We start from the raw sequence: 14,863 nt of genomic DNA, 5'->3' as shown, positions 1-14,863 counted from the left end.
TTCAGTGTCCCCCTCTGCGCAGGCGCGGGTCGATCATCAGCGCAGCAAGGTCGGCAAGCAGGTTCACGGCTACGTAGATGGCCGAAAAAATCAGGGCGACGGACAGCACGAGGGGCAGGTCGCGGTCATAGATCGCCTGGATCATCAGCGTCCCCAGCCCGGGATAGTTGAACACTTTCTCAACCACGACCACGCCGGCCAGCAGCCAGGCTACGGTTAGTGCGATGACGTTCAGCGCCGGGATCATCGCGTTGGGCACCACGTGGCGGCGGATGATTTGGCGTTCGGGCACGCCTTTAAGCCGCGCCATCTGCACGTAATCGGATGCCATTACGTCGATCACGCTGGCGCGCATCATTCGCATGATATGCGCGATCAGCACGGCGGAGAGCACCAGCACGGGCAAAACCACGTTGGGCAACATGTCAAAAAAGCCCATCCCGCTGCGCATCACGGTCACCGCCGGGAACCATTGCAGCACGATGGCAAAGACGTAGATCAGCGCGGTGGCAGTCACGAATTCGGGGATGGTCATGGCCAGCATGGCGATGCCGGAAAGCGACAGGTCCAATGGTCTGTCCCGTCGGACCCCGGCGACGATACCCAGAAAGACGGCTAAGGGAATGGCCAAGAACGTCGCCAACCCGCCGAGCAGGGCAGTATTGGCCAAACGCTCACCTATCACCTCATTGATGGGTTTTCGTTTTTTCAGCGAATAGCCGAAGTCGCCTTTCAAGGCACCGCTGGCCCAATCGGCATAGCGCTCGATGGCGGGACGATCCAGCCCCTGTTGTTCAATGCAGCGTTCCAGCCGTGGCCCTTGGGCAAGGCGCTGCAGAAACGAGGTGCAGACGTTTCCGGGCAGAGCCTCTACCGCCGCGAACATGATCATCGACACGAACGCGATCGTAAAGGCGGCAAAGCCGAAGCGCCGCAGGATCAGAGTAGGCATGGTTCTATCCTTGGATAACGGGATGCAGCGCGTAACGAGCTGCATCCATGTTCAGGGGCGCTGAGATTTCAGTCGGCTTCTTTGGTCAGGTTCTCGTAGCGGATCGAAAAATCCTCGACCGGATCAATGCCTGACAGGTTTGACGAGAAAGCGCGCACGGTTTTCAGATGTACCGGAATGAAAGAGCCGCCGTCCTCCCAGATTTGGCGCTGAAGATCGCCGTAAAGTTCCTTGCGCTTGTCGAAATCCAACTCGGCGCGGGCCGCCTCCAGACCGGCGTCGAACTCTTCCGATTGCCACGCCGATTCATTCCAGGCGGAGGTCGAGCTATAGGCTTCGTTCAGGACTTGGTCGGCCGGGCGCTGCGACCAGCCGGTGGCGAAGAAGGGTTCCTTCATCCACACGTCGCTCCAGAAACCGTCGGCAGGGACGCGTACCATTTCGATGGTAATTCCGGCATCCTTGGCCTGGTTTTGCAGCACTTCGGCCATGCGCACCGCGCCTTCGGTGATGTCGGACACGAATAATTCAACCGTCAGCCCGTCGGCAAAGCCCGCCTCAGCCAGCAGCGCCTTGGCACCTTCGATGTCACGCTCGCAGGCAATGTCGGCGCGATACTGGTCGCCAGGCCAGACCGGGTGATCGCAGTTGGTGATATAGTTGTCCTCACCAAAGACCAGTTTGCCCAATACGTCGCGGTCGGCACTCATCCGGATCGCCTTGCGGACCCGCGCATCATCAAAGGGGGCAACAGTGGTGTTCATAATCATGCCGATCCAGCGGCCGGTGGGCACGGTCTGAACGGTGAAGTTTGGATTGTTGGCGAACAGCGGCACCTGCTCGGCAGATAGCGCATAGATAAAGTCGATCTGACCGGCCTGCAGTGCGGCCACACGGGCATCCTGATCGGCGATAGCGATCAGTTCCAGGTTTTCGGCACCAGGCAGGCCGCCGTAATAGTCGTCAAACCGGGCCAGCGTGGTGGTGCCCAGGGCGTCCAATTCGACCATTTTATAAGGGCCGGTGCCGTTGCCGCTTTCGCATAGCGCGTCCAGGTTGTGGCCGCAGGTTTCGGCGTCGAGCATCTTGATCCGGTAGTCCATCACCAAAAGCGGGAAGTCGGCATGCGTCTGTTTGAGCACGACCTTAACCGTCATGTCATCCACCACTTCGACGCGATCGATGATTTCCATCACCCCCTTGGTGGGGCTTTGGATCGTCTCTGACTGGGTGCGCATCAACGAAAAAGCCACGTCTTCTGCGGTGAACGTGTTGCCATTGTGGAAGGTCACGCCCGGTCGGAGCGCGAATGTCCACTCCTTGGCGTCCGGCGTCGTCTCCCAGTTCAGCGCCAGATCCGGCGAGGGGCGACCGTCGTCGCCCTGGCGGACCAGGCGCGAATACATGTTCTGGATGGCTTCATAGAAACGCTGGGGCGAAATCGGGTCGAGCGATTCTGAGCCTCCATAGCCCAGTTCATGGGGGATGCGCAGAGTTTGAGCCGAAGCGGCGGTGCTGGCCAGAGCGATGGCTGCCGAGAGGAAAAGCGAATTTTTCAACAAAGTGTCCTTCGGGCTGCGGCCCGTCAACGAGATGTGAAAGCATTATTGCCTGAGGGCGTTATACCCCGCCGAAGATCACAGCTTTGCTTCAGAGCGATGACATCTTGATGACAAGTTTTCCGTCAGCCGAGCATGATAAACCTGTCGAGGCGGCGTTACGGAATTGCTGCGCGACAGGTTGGGTCAGGAAGCGCGCCGATTTAGCCAACGCTACGCGAAATGACTCGCGACCAACTACACCGGCCTGCGCATCACTGCGTTGCGGTCGCGCTGGGGCTGCGTGAAGCGGGTCTTCGATCCCTGACAGACTGGCAAGAGCAACCAGGTTGGCCGCGCGCAGGCCGAGTTGCGCGTGCTGCTGACCGCACCTATGGCATCATGCACCACGAGATTGTTCGCGCGCTACGCGGCAAAGCCTTAGGGGCCTATCTTGACGGGAGTGCTCAGCCGCACCAGACAATGAGCCTCGGCCTGGGCCAGGAAATCCTCCGCGCCCTCTTTTGCTCTCGCTCAAACCGGTGAGCTTAAGGATGAAAGAGCAAAATCCCACAACCATCCTGCGCCTGCCGTCGGTGCTGCACATCACCGGGCTGTCGCGCACCACCATTTACGCGATGATGGCCGTGGGCACTTTCAGTGACCCGATCAAGCTGGGCATGTTCCAGCGCCTTCCGAGACGATCCGGATCATGATGGGGGATAAGGTTTTAGGTTTCTGTTCTAAAACAGTAGCTTGCCAATGAATTGTGGCGGAGACGATGGGATTCGAACCCACGAGACCCTCACGAGCCTACTCCCTTAGCAGGGGAGCGCCTTCGACCACTCGGCCACGTCTCCGCCGCCGCGTATAGCCAAGCAAGCACAGGGATTACAAGACTAAACTGGGCTTTTCTGAAAAAACCTCCCCGGGACCATTAACAGGCGCAAAACACTGCGGATCTGGTCAGTTTTCTGGGTTGAGGATTCAACCCTCTATGAAGATCCTATCCGGTATGACGTGACGCCTTCACCAGAGACGAAGCGTCCGCCTTCAGGCGCGCGCTGCTACGAACGACCAACCCCCTGATCAGGCAAGACTGCAAATTGATAGCCAAGACGGCGTGAGCAAGACGGTTGCTCTAATGCTGGTGTGCAGGTGCCTCGAACAGGATAAGCTCGACGCGCTCCGAGCCCTCGACATAGGCATCATGGCCGGGGGGAATTTCAAAGAAGTCGCCAGCCGCAATCGACGTTTCCACCAAGGTGTCAATCATGCGGACCACCAATCGACCTGCAATGCAGTAGCCGGTGTGGTGCATCGGACACGAGTCAGGTGAACCAAGCAGCGGCTTCTCGTCCTTCTCCCAAGTCCAGCCGGGCTCGAATATAGCGTGCATGCCAGTCGCCCCGCCGCGCATCCTGATGATATTTATTCCGCCGTTTTCTTTCATGTCGAGAACGTCGTCAGGGTGTTCGAAGCGTCTTATTTCTATTGCATTGGTCATGATAAGTTACCTCTCCTGTGTTGCTGATCACAGCGATTGCCGCGATCCGGTTTCGTCTTAGGCGCTATCCGACCCTCGTAAGTTAGCCGTTGCAAAACCTTTTGGCGGGAGTCCTCGGCGCCGCCTACTCCTTCAACGGGGTGACTTGCCCGTTTGGTCGGACATTCAGGCGGTTGCGGTTTGATCGGCCGGGCAATGTCACGAGAGAAACTCCGCTGCGCGTCGCGGGTGCCGATCCACGGTGAGAGAAAAGACATCGGGCCGGGCATAGTGCCCGCTGACATCAAACTTGCGACGCGAGGCCCGCGCAGCGGCCACTTCGATATCGGCGATGAGCAGCCCTTTCTCGCGATGCATCGGGCCGGCCAGCGCAGCGCCAAATGGCTTGTAGACCACCGCATCGCCAGAATTGATCCACTCTGCCGCGTCGGGAAACAACTCGTCCCGATATGGCACGTCTGCGGGGATGTCCGAGGCTTCCAGCGCCGTCGCGCACCCCACGACCCAGCAGCCGCCCTCGCGGGCGATGTGCTGCATGGTTGCAAGCCAGCTTTCTCCGCTGTCCCAGGTCGGGGCAACGTAGATGTCGATATTCTGGGCATAGAGCGCATAACGCGCCAACGGCATATAGTTTTCCCAGCAGATCAGTGCGCCGACCCGCCCCACCGCGGTTTCGACCACATTCAGACCCGAGCCATCGCCAAATCCCCAAATCATCCGTTCGGGATTGGTCGGCATTAATTTTCGATGGTTGTTGGCCAGCCTTCCATCGGCGTCGATGATCGCGCAGCTGTTGTAAAGCGTGCTACCGCTGCCTGCGCCATCCAATTCATGGTACCCAATGACCACGACCGCTCCGAATTCGCGTGCGCAAGCGCGGATCGCCGCCAACCCATCCCGGTTCAGGTCGACCGCATTATCCTGGAGACAAGCGTATAACTCGTCGGTCTTGCCCATGCCGATGCCGGGGGCCAGACGCCAGACAAAAGTGGGATAGCCCGGTATCCAAGCCTCGGGAAACACGACCATTTCAGCCCCCTCGCGGGAGGATGCCGCAATGAGATCGCAGGCCTTCGCGATGGATTTCTCGCGATCGAGATAGACGGGGGGCTGCTGGATGACGGAAACACGCATGTTCTTCACTCCTCAGGCCGGATTCGGGTGCATCACGTTCAGGGTGACACCCCGATCCCAGTTGCGTCATAGATATCAAGATAGTGGCCGCATCTATTCCGCCGCGCGAGCGGCGGTTGCGGGGCTGATGTTATGGTTCACGCGGAACAGGTTGCCCGGATCATATCGGGCCTTTACCTGTCGCAATCGATCCATGTTGTTGCCATAAGCGCCGCCGATCCGCGCTGCGTCGTCTTCGGGCATGAAGTTCACGTAAACGCTGCCCGCCGATTGCGACGCGACCCGATCCGACAGCGCACGCGCCCAAGCAATACAAGCCGCATCTTTTGCAGGATCTTCCCACCGTGTGTGGAGGTTCAGCGTAAAGTGCGATTTCCGCTGCGGAAAGGCCGTGGCTGCCGGGGCAACCCGCGCCATCGCACCGCCAAGATGTGGCAAAACGATTTCCGTTTGGTCGTCTGGCAGGTTGCGGGCCGCATCGACAAGGTGGCCGATCGTCTCTTCCGTCAGGTCGAGAAAATCTTGGCTCTTCCAGTAATTTCGCATGCCCGGCGTCAGCAGTGGATCGAACGCCATTTGCCAACCCGTATAGGGGTGCGGACCGATCACATCGGCAAGCGGCTGCCCCAGCGCACGCAAGTCGGCAACGGCTTTCTCGCCCTCGGCCATATCGCCACAATAGCACACGGCAAAGATCATCACCTCGCGGCCATGCCAGTCCTCGGGAATGAATGGCAGCGGCGGCGCCTTGCGCATCACGGTCCAGACCGTAAGTTCATCCGGCGCGCTGTTGCTGATCTCGCGATATTTCCGAAGCAACTCGGGAGCGGCGTCAAGCGGGTGCACGAGCAGTCCGGACAGGATCTCCGGCCCCACCGGATGCAGGCGAAACTCGAACGACGAGATGACCCCGAAGTTTCCGCCGCCGCCTTTGCAGGCCCAGAACAGGTCGGGATGGCTGTCGGGGCTGATTGTCAGGATCGCACCGTCGGCAGTGACAATTTCGGCTGAGAGCAAGTTATCGATGGTCATGCCGTATTTGCGCGTGATCCAGCCAAAGCCGCCGCCGAGCGTTAACCCCGCGATGCCAGTGGTGCTGTTGATGCCCGTGGGAAAAGCCAGCCCGTGGCGCTGGCATTCGCGGTCGACATCGCCCAGCAAGCAGCCAGCACCGACACGGGCCGTGCGAGCCTCTGGGTCGACATGGACATGGCGCATTCGCGACATGTCGACAAGTAAAGCGCCTTCTGCCACGGCGAGCCCGCCGATCTGGTGGCCGCCTCCCCGCATCGAAATCAGCAGATTGTGACGGGCGGCAAACTCTACCGCCGCTTTGATGTCGCTGGCACCCAGCGGCTGCACGACGAGACCGGGGCGGCGGCTGATCATGCCGTTCCAAATCGCGCCCGCTTCCTTGTAGCCCGCGTCATCGGGCAGCAACACCCCACCACGCGTGTCGCCCCGCAGCCCGTCCATATCCTCGTCGGATACGGCTACGGAGCCGCCATTCAAGGCAGTTATTGGATAAGTCATGTGCGTATCTCCTCTAAATGAAAGAAGTGACCGCGTTCGGACTTCTGGATTTGGAGTTCGGATGCGGCATCAAGCTGTTCCACTCGACGGGAGCATGGTGCGCGCTTCTCGCTATTCGGACTAGTGCAGAAAATGGACCACAAACCTGTCAGCCTTCCGGACCATTGCTGCGGACAACTGAAATCTGTGCTATAAGATTTCATGCCAACTGACGGCATGGCTTCAAAAGTGCATATGATGTCACAAGGCAGCTATTACCAATTTTGTCCCGTGGCGATGGCCTCGGAAGTGCTGTGCAAGCGGTGGACAATGGTGCTCGTGCGCGAGCTCGTGGCTGGGTCCACAAGGTTCAACGACCTCAAGCGTGGCGTGCCGAGAATGTCGCCGACGTTGCTATCCCAGCGCTTGAAGGAACTGGAAGCTGCCGGAATCGTGGTCCGCGTCCCCGTCGCTGGCGATGCCGGCATCAGCGAATACCACCTCACCCCCGCCGGTGAAGATCTTCTCCCTGTGGTCAAGGCGCTAGGCGTATGGGGCCAGAGATGGGTCGAATCGAACCTGTCGCTGCGCAACCTCGATGCCTCGCTGCTGATGTGGGACATGCGCCGCAATCTCGACCCGACACCGCTGCCGGAACGGCGCGTGGTTGTTAGGTTTTGCTATCCCGAATTGCCGTCCACACGCCGCAATTTCTGGCTCGTCGTCGAACCCAAAGGCAGCATAGACCTTTGCGCGACAGATCCTGGCTTTGACATAGACCTTTACGTCACGACGGACCTCCGGACGATGACGGCGATCTGGATGGGGCTTGATACGGTAGAAAAGGCGTGTGACCGGATTAATTTTGACGGCTCGCGCCAATTGGCGAAAACAATGCAGCAATGGCTCGGGCTCAGTGTCTTCGCTGCTGAGAAAAACCGCGTTGAGCGGGTATGAAATCTGCGCTGCCCTGCACTACAAAAACTGGACCGGGACCTCCACAATCCCGCAAAGCCGTGACCTCACCGCCCCCTGCCCTCTAACTGAAAAAATTGCGCAAAGCGTTCTCAGGATAATTCTGAGCACCCTAGGCGGGTGAGTATCCGGGATGAAAAGCCAGACAACGTCCGGCAGTTGGCCAGAGCAACCGACCCACCTTAAACGGGGCTTCCAGCCCGCAGCAAACCGCATAAATTATTGCCGCAAGTGGCGAAGGTATCGCATTAAATTTGTGCTGGCGGGCCATTGCGGTGAGGCGAGTTCTTGATTGAGTTTCACAATGTGAAATACGATAAGATCGGCAGCCGACTGGGCACGGACTGCGACCGGCTCCTTGGCTTGAAGGGCGACCAGAAGGTACTTTTATATAGCGGCTGATGCGCTTCTAACTTTGGAGGAAACTTATGTTTCCAGTTTTCTTGCCCCGCAAGGCGTGCGGGGCGCATTGCAGCAATTCAGTGAAGCGCGGCGGAAATGAATCGTCCTAGGGTGGCCCTCGCGGGCGCGGGGCTGCTTGCCTTCATTCTGGGGTCGGTGCATGCGTTTTCGATATTGCTTCTGGCGCTGGAAAGCGAATTTGGCGTGTCGCGCAGCACCGCTAGCTTAACCTATTCCATCGCGCTTGCGGCCTTGGCGGCTGCCGTCCTTCTGGGCCATAGATTATATGACCGCCTGTCCCCCCCCGCCTATGTAGCAATGACTGGCGCGCTGGCGGCAGCAGGGTGCACACTGGCCGCTTTCAGTCCCTCCATGGTCTTTGTCTGGCTTGGCTTCGGTCTGGTTTTCGGGGCCGCCAACGGTTTGGGCTACGGCTATGCGTTGCAATTTGCTGGCCGCGCCCTGCCCCAACGACGGGGTTTTGCAATGGGGTTTGTCACGGCGTGCTATGCGCTCGGTGCCGTGGTCTTCCCGGTACCGCTGCGTTTTGCCATTGCAGGCGGCGGCTGGGCGGCGGCGCTGCTGTTGCTGGCGGTGTGTCTGCTGATCACTGCCGCGTTAAGCGCACTGACACTGGCGGCTTCGCGGGTGACTTACGCGCTTGAAACCGAAAACACGCAGCCTGTTGGCGGGAGCCTCAGGCAGCAGACTATTTGGCTCTGGCTCAGCTATTGCGGCGCAGTCACAGCCGGACTGATGGCCATTGGCCACGCGACCGGCATGGTGGCAGCAAGTGACGGCGGGACGTTCTGGATCACTTTGGCACCGATCGTGATCGCCTTGGCCAATATGGTCGGCAGCCTGCTGGCCGGGACGCTGACGGATTGGTTTGGCGGCCGGTCCGTTCTGACGGGCCTTGCGGCCCTGACAGCGACCGCCTTGCTGCTCATGGCAGTCGCGCCGCAACTGACGGTGACCCTGATCGGCTTATCGGTTGTCGGTTTTGCCTATGGTGGCACCATCGCAGCCTATCCGGCATATATTTCCCATCGTTTCAGCACTGGTTTGGGAACCGTCGTTTACGGGCGCGTGTTCACCGCATGGGCCGCCGCCGGTCTGATGGGGCCTGCTGCGGCTGGTTTGTTTTTTGACCTCTATCAGAACTACCTGTTGGCGCTGGGGCTGGCTGCATTGTCCGCAGTGATCTCGCTGGTGATCTTCCAGACAAAGGCCCAAGGCGAAACCAAGGGATATTGTCGCAACACGCCGGTCTAGGCTCCATGGGCGCTGCTCGATAATGCGGGTGGTTATCGCCTCAAAGGCTGACCGCTAGGGTACACTGGCTGATTGCGGTGAGCGCACCACAGCCGCACCGCATCAATCAAATTGCACGCACTCCGGTCAGAAGATCGTCGTCCAGATCTTCGCCGTGCAGGACCGAGATATCGCCCGTGGTCTCCAGCACCACAGCGCGCACCTGTGATTGGTCAAGAACATTTGCCTCGCGCAGTTTCGCCATAAGATCATTGCGGCTGACTCGGGTCTTTCGCAACGCATCCTGCTGCACAATGCCGTCCTTCATCAACAAGACCGGCTTGTTTTGCACGATCTTTTCAAATTGTTCTGATGATTTGCGCAGCCGAGCGACGCAATACTGAACCGCGAAGAGGCTCGCCATCGCGGTCGCGGTCTGCACGAAACCGGCCCAATCCTTGCTTTGGCTGGCCCCGGCCAAAAGCGAGCCCATGGCAACGGTCATGACAAAATCAAAATTGGTCATCTTCGAGAACGAGCGCAGCCCGACAATACGGACCAGCAGAATGATCCACAGCAACCCGAAGAACGACAGCAGAGTCCCGCGCAACAGCACATCAACGACCTGATCATCAACGAACATCTTGGCCTCCATCGGGATGCGCTGCGGCCATGAGCATAGCGCTGCCCCTAGCCATCCGCTTTCACTTGCTGGCGTGACTTTGGCACCTTGCCCTGACCCGCTGGCCAGCCTTCGCGCTGGCGCGTGCGATCGCCGTCAACCTCTTCGGTCTGGTCGTGGAACAGATGGACCTGGGTCGGATACGGCATATCGATACCTTCCTGATCAAGCGCCTTGTAAACCGCTTGAAGCACCTCGCCAAAGGTATGTATCTGCGAGGCGCGATCGGATTTGGTCCACCACCGCAACCGGACCACATTTGCGAAATCGCCCAATTCGATGGGAATTGTCTCTGGCGGCGGATCGCTGCTGACCCCTTCAACCGCCGCGCAGGCCTGCTCCATCAACTCGCGCGCCCGATCCCAAGGATCATTGCAGCCGATGCCGATGTCATATTCAGAGCGGCGCGTCTCGAACGCCGTATTAACGACCACGCTATCTGTGTAAATGACCGCATTGGGAATGACGACACGGCGCCCATCATAGGTGGTGATCATGGTCGCGCGGGTCTCGATCTTATCAACGGTTCCCTCATGTCCGCCCGAAACGATCTGATCGCCAACCTCAAAGGGCTGGCGCAGGAGGATCAGGATGCCAGCCAGCATGTTTTGCAAAATATCCTTGAAGGCAAAGCCAATGGCGACCGAACTGACGCCAAGCCCGGCAAACAGATCGCCGGGAGTAACCGAGGGGGCCACGATGGTGACAGCCAGCATTATCCCAACGATTGCCATCGCCCAGCGAACAAGCGAACTGCCAACCTCGCCCAGACTTTCGCGACCGCGCCGGTTTGCAGTTGTGACAACAAGCTTGCCGAGTCCTAGACCTAGCAGCCAGAACAGGATCACGACGACAATCGCGACAAGGATATTCGGCAGCAACCGGAACAACCCGTCAAGCCAGCCATCCAGCTTATCGAATATCAGTCCGACATTGGCGTCTACCTGATCCATGATCGGTTCCCGCGTTGGTCATGTCACCGTCTCGTATGATGCTGAACGCGCGCCTTCGAGTTTTCAGGGCTCGGGCCAAGCCTGTTATCTTGGCCCCGAACCCGCAGGCACATCGATTGCATGCACCCCACGCGCAAGTTTAGTCGTCATCCCCGCCCACGCTCATATATTTGGCTGTGAAGGCCGGTTCGCCCATGCGGTCCAACAGCCGGAGTTGCTGATCCAGCCAATCCCAATGGCCCTCTTCATCCAGCAGAATTTCTTCGAACAAAGCGCGGCTGCCAATGTCATCGCTATCCGAGGCGCTGCGCGCGGCCTTGGTGTAGAAAGCGATCGAATCCTTTTCGTCCTGGCGATCGGCTTCGAACATTTCCTGCAGGCTTTTCGCCGGGCGCGGGTTCTTCTGCGGCTCCATGACCGGCTCGCCACCCAGATAGAGCATGCGGTCGATAAACCGTCCGGCATGGCCCAGCTCCTCGTGCATTTCCTCACGCATCTTGTCTGCCAGACGGTCAAGACCCCAGTCATCCAGCACATGCGCATGCAGCAGATATTGGGTCACCGCCGACAATTCCATCGACAGAGCGGTTTGCAGGTTGGACAGGCTTTCCTTGTTCTCATCCATGATCGGTGCTCCTTTTCGTCAACAGCTATGTAGCTTCTCGACCTGACATAAGGCGGTGCCGATCTGTGACAAGGCCGCAAGCAGGATTCCTGCGCTCAGCCAAGCCGCGACAGAATTGCATCGGTATCCAGCCCGGTTACGCTGCCCGGCACCAGCCCGCGAGCGCCACTCAATCGCGTCGCGGCATAGCCGTCTGAAATCGCATTAGGGGCAGTTTCGATCAGCGTCGCCATTGTCAACAAAGTGCCAAGGCTTTCGGCAAACCAGCGCGCTTCGCTCTCACCCGCGAGGTCGGGCCAGCGCGCGCGATGATTTTCCAGCGCCCTGTCATAGTGCCGATTTGCGCCCCGCGCGGCATCAAGCGCATGGTTTAATACCGCGCCCGCCAGCGGCTCGCGCGCCAGCGTGCGCAGGATATCAAGACATATAACGTTGCCCGAGCCTTCCCAGATCCCATTTAGCGGTGCCTCCCGGTAGAGCATGGGCATCGGCGTCTCCTCAATATAGCCCATGCCGCCCAGCACCTCCATTGCTTCGGCCACCACCGGCACGCAGCGCTTGTTATTGAGAAATTTGACCAACGCCACCCCGATCCGCGCCAGCGCGCGGTTCTCGGCCCCCGGCCCGTCAAAAGCGCGCGCCATGGCAAGGCCAGCGGCCAGCGCCCCTTCCCAGTCAAGTGCCAGATCGGCCAGAACCGTGCGCATCAGCGGTTGGTCGATCAGGCGGCGCTGGAAGGCTTTGCGCCCGTTGACCCACCAATGCGCCTCGCTCAGCGCCGCGCGCATCAGGCCGGCAGGGGCGATGGCGGTGTCGAGCCGCGTGTGATGCACCATTTCGATGATGGTGCGCACCCCTGCCCCTTCATCGCCGAGCCGATGGGCCAGCGCATCGATATATTCGATCTCGGCGCTGGCATTGGCGCGGTTGCCCAGCTTGTCCTTGAGCCGTCGCAAGCGGATCGTGTTGCGTGTCCCGTCCAGCCAGCGCGGCACAAGAAAACAGGTCAGCCCCTCGTCGGTATAGGCCAGCGTCAGGAACCCATCCGACATTGGCGCCGAGCAAAACCACTTATGCCCGGTCAGGCGGTAGATATCACCATCGCGCCGTGCCCGTGTCGTGTTCGCCCGCACATCTGAACCGCCCTGTTTTTCGGTCATCGCCATGCCCATCGTTGCGGCGTGTTTCTGATCGACTGGGCATAGGGACGGGTCGTAATCCGGCGCCGTCAGACGCGGCTGCCAGAGCGCAGCAAGGTTCGCATCGGCCCTCAGCGCGGGCACCGCCGCATAGGTCATGGTCAGCGGGCAGCAGGTGCCCGGTTCAACCTGCGACAACATATAGACCTGTGCGGCGTGGGTCACGTGACCACCGGGCCGGCCATCCCAGGCGACACTTGCATAACCTTGCTGTGCGCCGACCCTCAGGCAATGGTGATAGCCTTGATTATAGGCCACCTCGTCGCGACGCCGCCCAGTTCGGTCAAAGGCGATCAGCCGGGGCGGATCGCGGCGGGCCTCCTGTGCAGCCTGCCGCATCTCCGCACTGCCATAGACCGCACCGGCCGCAGCCAGATCATCGGCGCGACCGCCATTGCGCGCGATCGCCCCGCGCAACGCAATATCGTTGGCCCAGAGATCGCGGGACAGTTGCGGCATCGGCTGGTTGCTGACGTGATGAGTACCAAGATCGTCGTTTGGGGGGCTCGGGGGCATGACAATTCCTCCTCGATAACAGGATAACAGCACCGCAGGCCTTTTCCAGTCGGGCGGGATATTGATTCGTCGCGTCCGATCTCACAAGGGATTCACAAGGCCGATTGATTGTGCGATAATTCGGCCAACAGACGCCCGCACAGGGTGCCCAGCAAGGCAAGCAGTTTTGATCCGATCCAGCAGACCCGGTTTTGGCGCCCTGATTTATTTCGCCATCGCGTTCCTTTTGTGCGCCTATTTTACCTTTGCCGCCGTGCAGGGCGATTATGGCCTGTTTCGTCGGGTCGAAATCTCAGCCGAAGCCGAAACCCTGCGCGCGAAGCTTGAGCAGATGGAAACCCAAATCGCGGTCATGGAAAATCTCACACGCCGGTTGTCCGACAACTATCTGGACCTTGATCTGCTTGATCAGCAGGCCCGCTCGGTTCTCGGTTTGTTACGCGCGGATGAATTGGTAATCCGCTGAGATGGCGTGGCCCCTCTGGACGCCGGAGACGCTCCGAGTCATTATACTTTTGAAGCTGCAATTTTTTATATATCTGATAGTTTAACGTTAAACTACCTTCATCGAGGGAGATGATCATTATATGGCCGCCCGGAAAAACACCAAAAAACCCAATATAAAACCCAATATTGCTGCGGATGAGCTGAAAAAATACTACCGCGAGATGTTGTTGATCCGCCGATTCGAAGAAAAAGCCGGCCAGCTTTATGGCATGGGCCTGATTGGCGGGTTCTGTCACCTTTATATCGGTCAGGAAGCCGTGGTCGTGGGGCTAGAAGCCGCTGCTGAAGAGGGTGACAAGCGGATTACCTCTTACCGCGATCACGGGCATATGCTGGCCAGCGGCATGGATCCGAACGGCGTCATGGCCGAACTGACCGGGCGCGAGGGGGGCTACTCCAAGGGTAAGGGCGGCTCGATGCACATGTTCAGCCGTGAAAAGCACTTCTATGGCGGGCATGGCATCGTCGGCGCGCAGGTGCCGATCGGCGCCGGGCTGGCCTTTGCCGACCGCTACAAGGAAAACGGGCGGGTTACCTTCACCTATTTCGGCGATGGTGCCAGCAACCAGGGTCAGGTTTTCGAGACTTTCAACATGGCGTCGCTGTGGCAACTGCCGGTGGTGTTCGTGATCGAGAACAACCAGTACGCGATGGGCACGTCACAAAGCCGCTCGACCTCGACACCCGAGCTTTATACCCGCGGCAAACCCTTTGGCATCCCCGGCGAGCAAGTTGACGGCATGGATGTTCTGGCCGTGAAAGAGGCCGGGGAAAAAGCCGTGGCGCACTGCCGCTCGGGCAAGGGACCATATGTTCTTGAGATCATGACCTATCGCTATCGGGGGCATTCGATGTCGGACCCGGCGAAATATCGAACCCGTGAAGAGGTCCAGAAAATCCGCGAGGAACGCGACCCCATCGAACATGTGCGCACCCTGTTGCTGGAGGGCAAACACGCCAGCGAAGAGGATCTGAAAGCCATCGACAAGGAAATCAAACAGGTGGTCAATGACGCTGCCGAATTCTCCAAGGACAGCCCCGAACCGGCGCTGGAGGAACTCTGGACCGATATCTATGCCGAAGCGGCACCGCAGAACGCCTGAAGGG

Annotated in this window: 14 protein-coding genes and 1 tRNA gene; 5 read left to right on the top strand and 10 right to left on the bottom strand. The window is 59.3% G+C overall.

Annotation, left to right across the window (positions count from 1 at the left end; all coding sequences use genetic code 11):
• Position 1 precedes the first annotated feature (1 nt).
• Together JAO82_RS11265 and JAO82_RS11260 are read right to left on the bottom strand one after the other, a co-directional pair.
• Positions 2 to 952: an ABC transporter permease gene (locus tag JAO82_RS11265; RefSeq protein ID WP_198686481.1), complete on the bottom strand. Its 951-nt coding sequence runs from the start codon at positions 950 to 952 to the stop codon at positions 2 to 4.
• A gap of 68 nt (positions 953 to 1,020) precedes the next feature.
• Entirely contained in the window at positions 1,021 to 2,511 is a 1,491-nt protein-coding gene (locus JAO82_RS11260) for an ABC transporter substrate-binding protein (RefSeq protein WP_198686480.1), read from the bottom strand.
• Between the two features lie 533 nt (positions 2,512 to 3,044).
• Here JAO82_RS11260 and JAO82_RS11255 point away from each other — a divergent pair.
• Positions 3,045 to 3,206 (top strand): helix-turn-helix transcriptional regulator, encoded by a 162-nt coding sequence (locus tag JAO82_RS11255; RefSeq protein ID WP_198686479.1) that lies wholly within the window; start codon positions 3,045 to 3,047, stop codon positions 3,204 to 3,206.
• A 54-nt stretch (positions 3,207 to 3,260) separates the two neighbouring features.
• Here the strand turns inward: JAO82_RS11255 and JAO82_RS11250 are convergent.
• The 4 genes from JAO82_RS11250 to JAO82_RS11235 all read right to left on the bottom strand — a co-directional run bounded on the left by JAO82_RS11250 (position 3,261) and on the right by JAO82_RS11235 (position 6,664).
• Positions 3,261 to 3,350, bottom strand: a tRNA-Ser gene (locus tag JAO82_RS11250).
• 281 nt (positions 3,351 to 3,631) lie between these two features.
• Positions 3,632 to 3,997, bottom strand: a complete 366-nt coding sequence (locus JAO82_RS11245) for a cupin domain-containing protein (RefSeq protein ID WP_198686478.1) — start codon at positions 3,995 to 3,997, stop codon at positions 3,632 to 3,634.
• Between the two features lie 198 nt (positions 3,998 to 4,195).
• On the bottom strand, positions 4,196 to 5,131 hold the full coding sequence (locus JAO82_RS11240) for a carbon-nitrogen hydrolase family protein (protein WP_198686477.1): 936 nt from the start codon (positions 5,129 to 5,131) through the stop codon (positions 4,196 to 4,198).
• A 93-nt stretch (positions 5,132 to 5,224) separates the two neighbouring features.
• Entirely contained in the window at positions 5,225 to 6,664 is a 1,440-nt protein-coding gene (locus tag JAO82_RS11235) for an FAD-binding oxidoreductase (RefSeq protein WP_198686476.1), read from the bottom strand.
• A gap of 201 nt (positions 6,665 to 6,865) precedes the next feature.
• Between JAO82_RS11235 and JAO82_RS11230 the strand changes: the two genes are divergently transcribed.
• Both JAO82_RS11230 and JAO82_RS11225 read left to right on the top strand, forming a co-directional pair.
• Positions 6,866 to 7,600, top strand: a complete 735-nt coding sequence (locus JAO82_RS11230) for a winged helix-turn-helix transcriptional regulator (RefSeq protein WP_232897361.1) — start codon at positions 6,866 to 6,868, stop codon at positions 7,598 to 7,600.
• 516 nt (positions 7,601 to 8,116) lie between these two features.
• Positions 8,117 to 9,295 (top strand): MFS transporter, encoded by a 1,179-nt coding sequence (locus JAO82_RS11225; RefSeq protein WP_198686475.1) that lies wholly within the window; start codon positions 8,117 to 8,119, stop codon positions 9,293 to 9,295.
• Between the two features lie 106 nt (positions 9,296 to 9,401).
• Here the strand turns inward: JAO82_RS11225 and JAO82_RS11220 are convergent, their stop codons facing one another.
• The 4 genes from JAO82_RS11220 to JAO82_RS11205 form a co-directional block, all read right to left on the bottom strand.
• Positions 9,402 to 9,917, bottom strand: a complete 516-nt coding sequence (locus JAO82_RS11220) for a DUF421 domain-containing protein (RefSeq protein WP_198686474.1) — start codon at positions 9,915 to 9,917, stop codon at positions 9,402 to 9,404.
• A 47-nt stretch (positions 9,918 to 9,964) separates the two neighbouring features.
• Positions 9,965 to 10,909 (bottom strand): mechanosensitive ion channel family protein, encoded by a 945-nt coding sequence (locus tag JAO82_RS11215; RefSeq protein WP_198686473.1) that lies wholly within the window; start codon positions 10,907 to 10,909, stop codon positions 9,965 to 9,967.
• Positions 10,910 to 11,048: 139 nt separating this feature from the next.
• Complete coding sequence (locus JAO82_RS11210; RefSeq protein WP_198686472.1) at positions 11,049 to 11,534, bottom strand: bacterioferritin; 486 nt, start codon at positions 11,532 to 11,534, stop codon at positions 11,049 to 11,051.
• Positions 11,535 to 11,629: 95 nt separating this feature from the next.
• Positions 11,630 to 13,249 carry an acyl-CoA dehydrogenase family protein gene (locus JAO82_RS11205; RefSeq protein WP_198686471.1) on the bottom strand — a complete coding sequence of 540 codons (1,620 nt, stop codon included), beginning with the start codon at positions 13,247 to 13,249 and terminating at the stop codon, positions 11,630 to 11,632.
• Positions 13,250 to 13,415: 166 nt separating this feature from the next.
• Between JAO82_RS11205 and JAO82_RS11200 the strand changes: the two genes are divergently transcribed.
• Both JAO82_RS11200 and pdhA read left to right on the top strand, forming a co-directional pair.
• Positions 13,416 to 13,715, top strand: coding sequence for an FtsB family cell division protein (locus JAO82_RS11200; RefSeq protein ID WP_198686470.1), 300 nt, complete (start codon positions 13,416 to 13,418; stop codon positions 13,713 to 13,715).
• A gap of 121 nt (positions 13,716 to 13,836) precedes the next feature.
• Positions 13,837 to 14,859: a pyruvate dehydrogenase (acetyl-transferring) E1 component subunit alpha gene (gene pdhA, locus JAO82_RS11195; protein WP_198686469.1), complete on the top strand. Its 1,023-nt coding sequence runs from the start codon at positions 13,837 to 13,839 to the stop codon at positions 14,857 to 14,859.
• Positions 14,860 to 14,863 lie beyond the last annotated feature (4 nt).

Source organism: Pontibaca salina, from assembly GCF_016307205.1.
In the GTDB taxonomy this organism is placed as follows: Bacteria; Pseudomonadota; Alphaproteobacteria; order Rhodobacterales; family Rhodobacteraceae; genus Pontibaca; species Pontibaca salina.
This window is presented reverse-complemented; position numbering and strand designations above follow the sequence as displayed.

Bases quoted from the DNA above. Each gene is read 5' to 3' on its own strand.
- JAO82_RS11210 (WP_198686472.1), bottom strand. From the start codon at position 11,534: ATGGATGAGAACAAGGAAAGCCTGTCCAACCTGCAAACCGCTCTGTCG.
- pdhA (WP_198686469.1), top strand. From the start codon at position 13,837: ATGGCCGCCCGGAAAAACACCAAAAAACCCAATATAAAACCCAATATT.
- JAO82_RS11255 (WP_198686479.1), top strand. From the start codon at position 3,045: ATGAAAGAGCAAAATCCCACAACCATCCTGCGCCTGCCGTCGGTGCTG.
- JAO82_RS11215 (WP_198686473.1), bottom strand. From the start codon at position 10,909: ATGGATCAGGTAGACGCCAATGTCGGACTGATATTCGATAAGCTGGAT.
- JAO82_RS11205 (WP_198686471.1), bottom strand. From the start codon at position 13,249: ATGCCCCCGAGCCCCCCAAACGACGATCTTGGTACTCATCACGTCAGC.
- JAO82_RS11220 (WP_198686474.1), bottom strand. From the start codon at position 9,917: ATGTTCGTTGATGATCAGGTCGTTGATGTGCTGTTGCGCGGGACTCTG.
- JAO82_RS11230 (WP_232897361.1), top strand. From the start codon at position 6,866: ATGCCAACTGACGGCATGGCTTCAAAAGTGCATATGATGTCACAAGGC.
- JAO82_RS11265 (WP_198686481.1), bottom strand. From the start codon at position 952: ATGCCTACTCTGATCCTGCGGCGCTTCGGCTTTGCCGCCTTTACGATC.
- JAO82_RS11225 (WP_198686475.1), top strand. From the start codon at position 8,117: ATGAATCGTCCTAGGGTGGCCCTCGCGGGCGCGGGGCTGCTTGCCTTC.
- JAO82_RS11235 (WP_198686476.1), bottom strand. From the start codon at position 6,664: ATGACTTATCCAATAACTGCCTTGAATGGCGGCTCCGTAGCCGTATCC.
- JAO82_RS11240 (WP_198686477.1), bottom strand. From the start codon at position 5,131: ATGCGTGTTTCCGTCATCCAGCAGCCCCCCGTCTATCTCGATCGCGAG.
- JAO82_RS11245 (WP_198686478.1), bottom strand. From the start codon at position 3,997: ATGACCAATGCAATAGAAATAAGACGCTTCGAACACCCTGACGACGTT.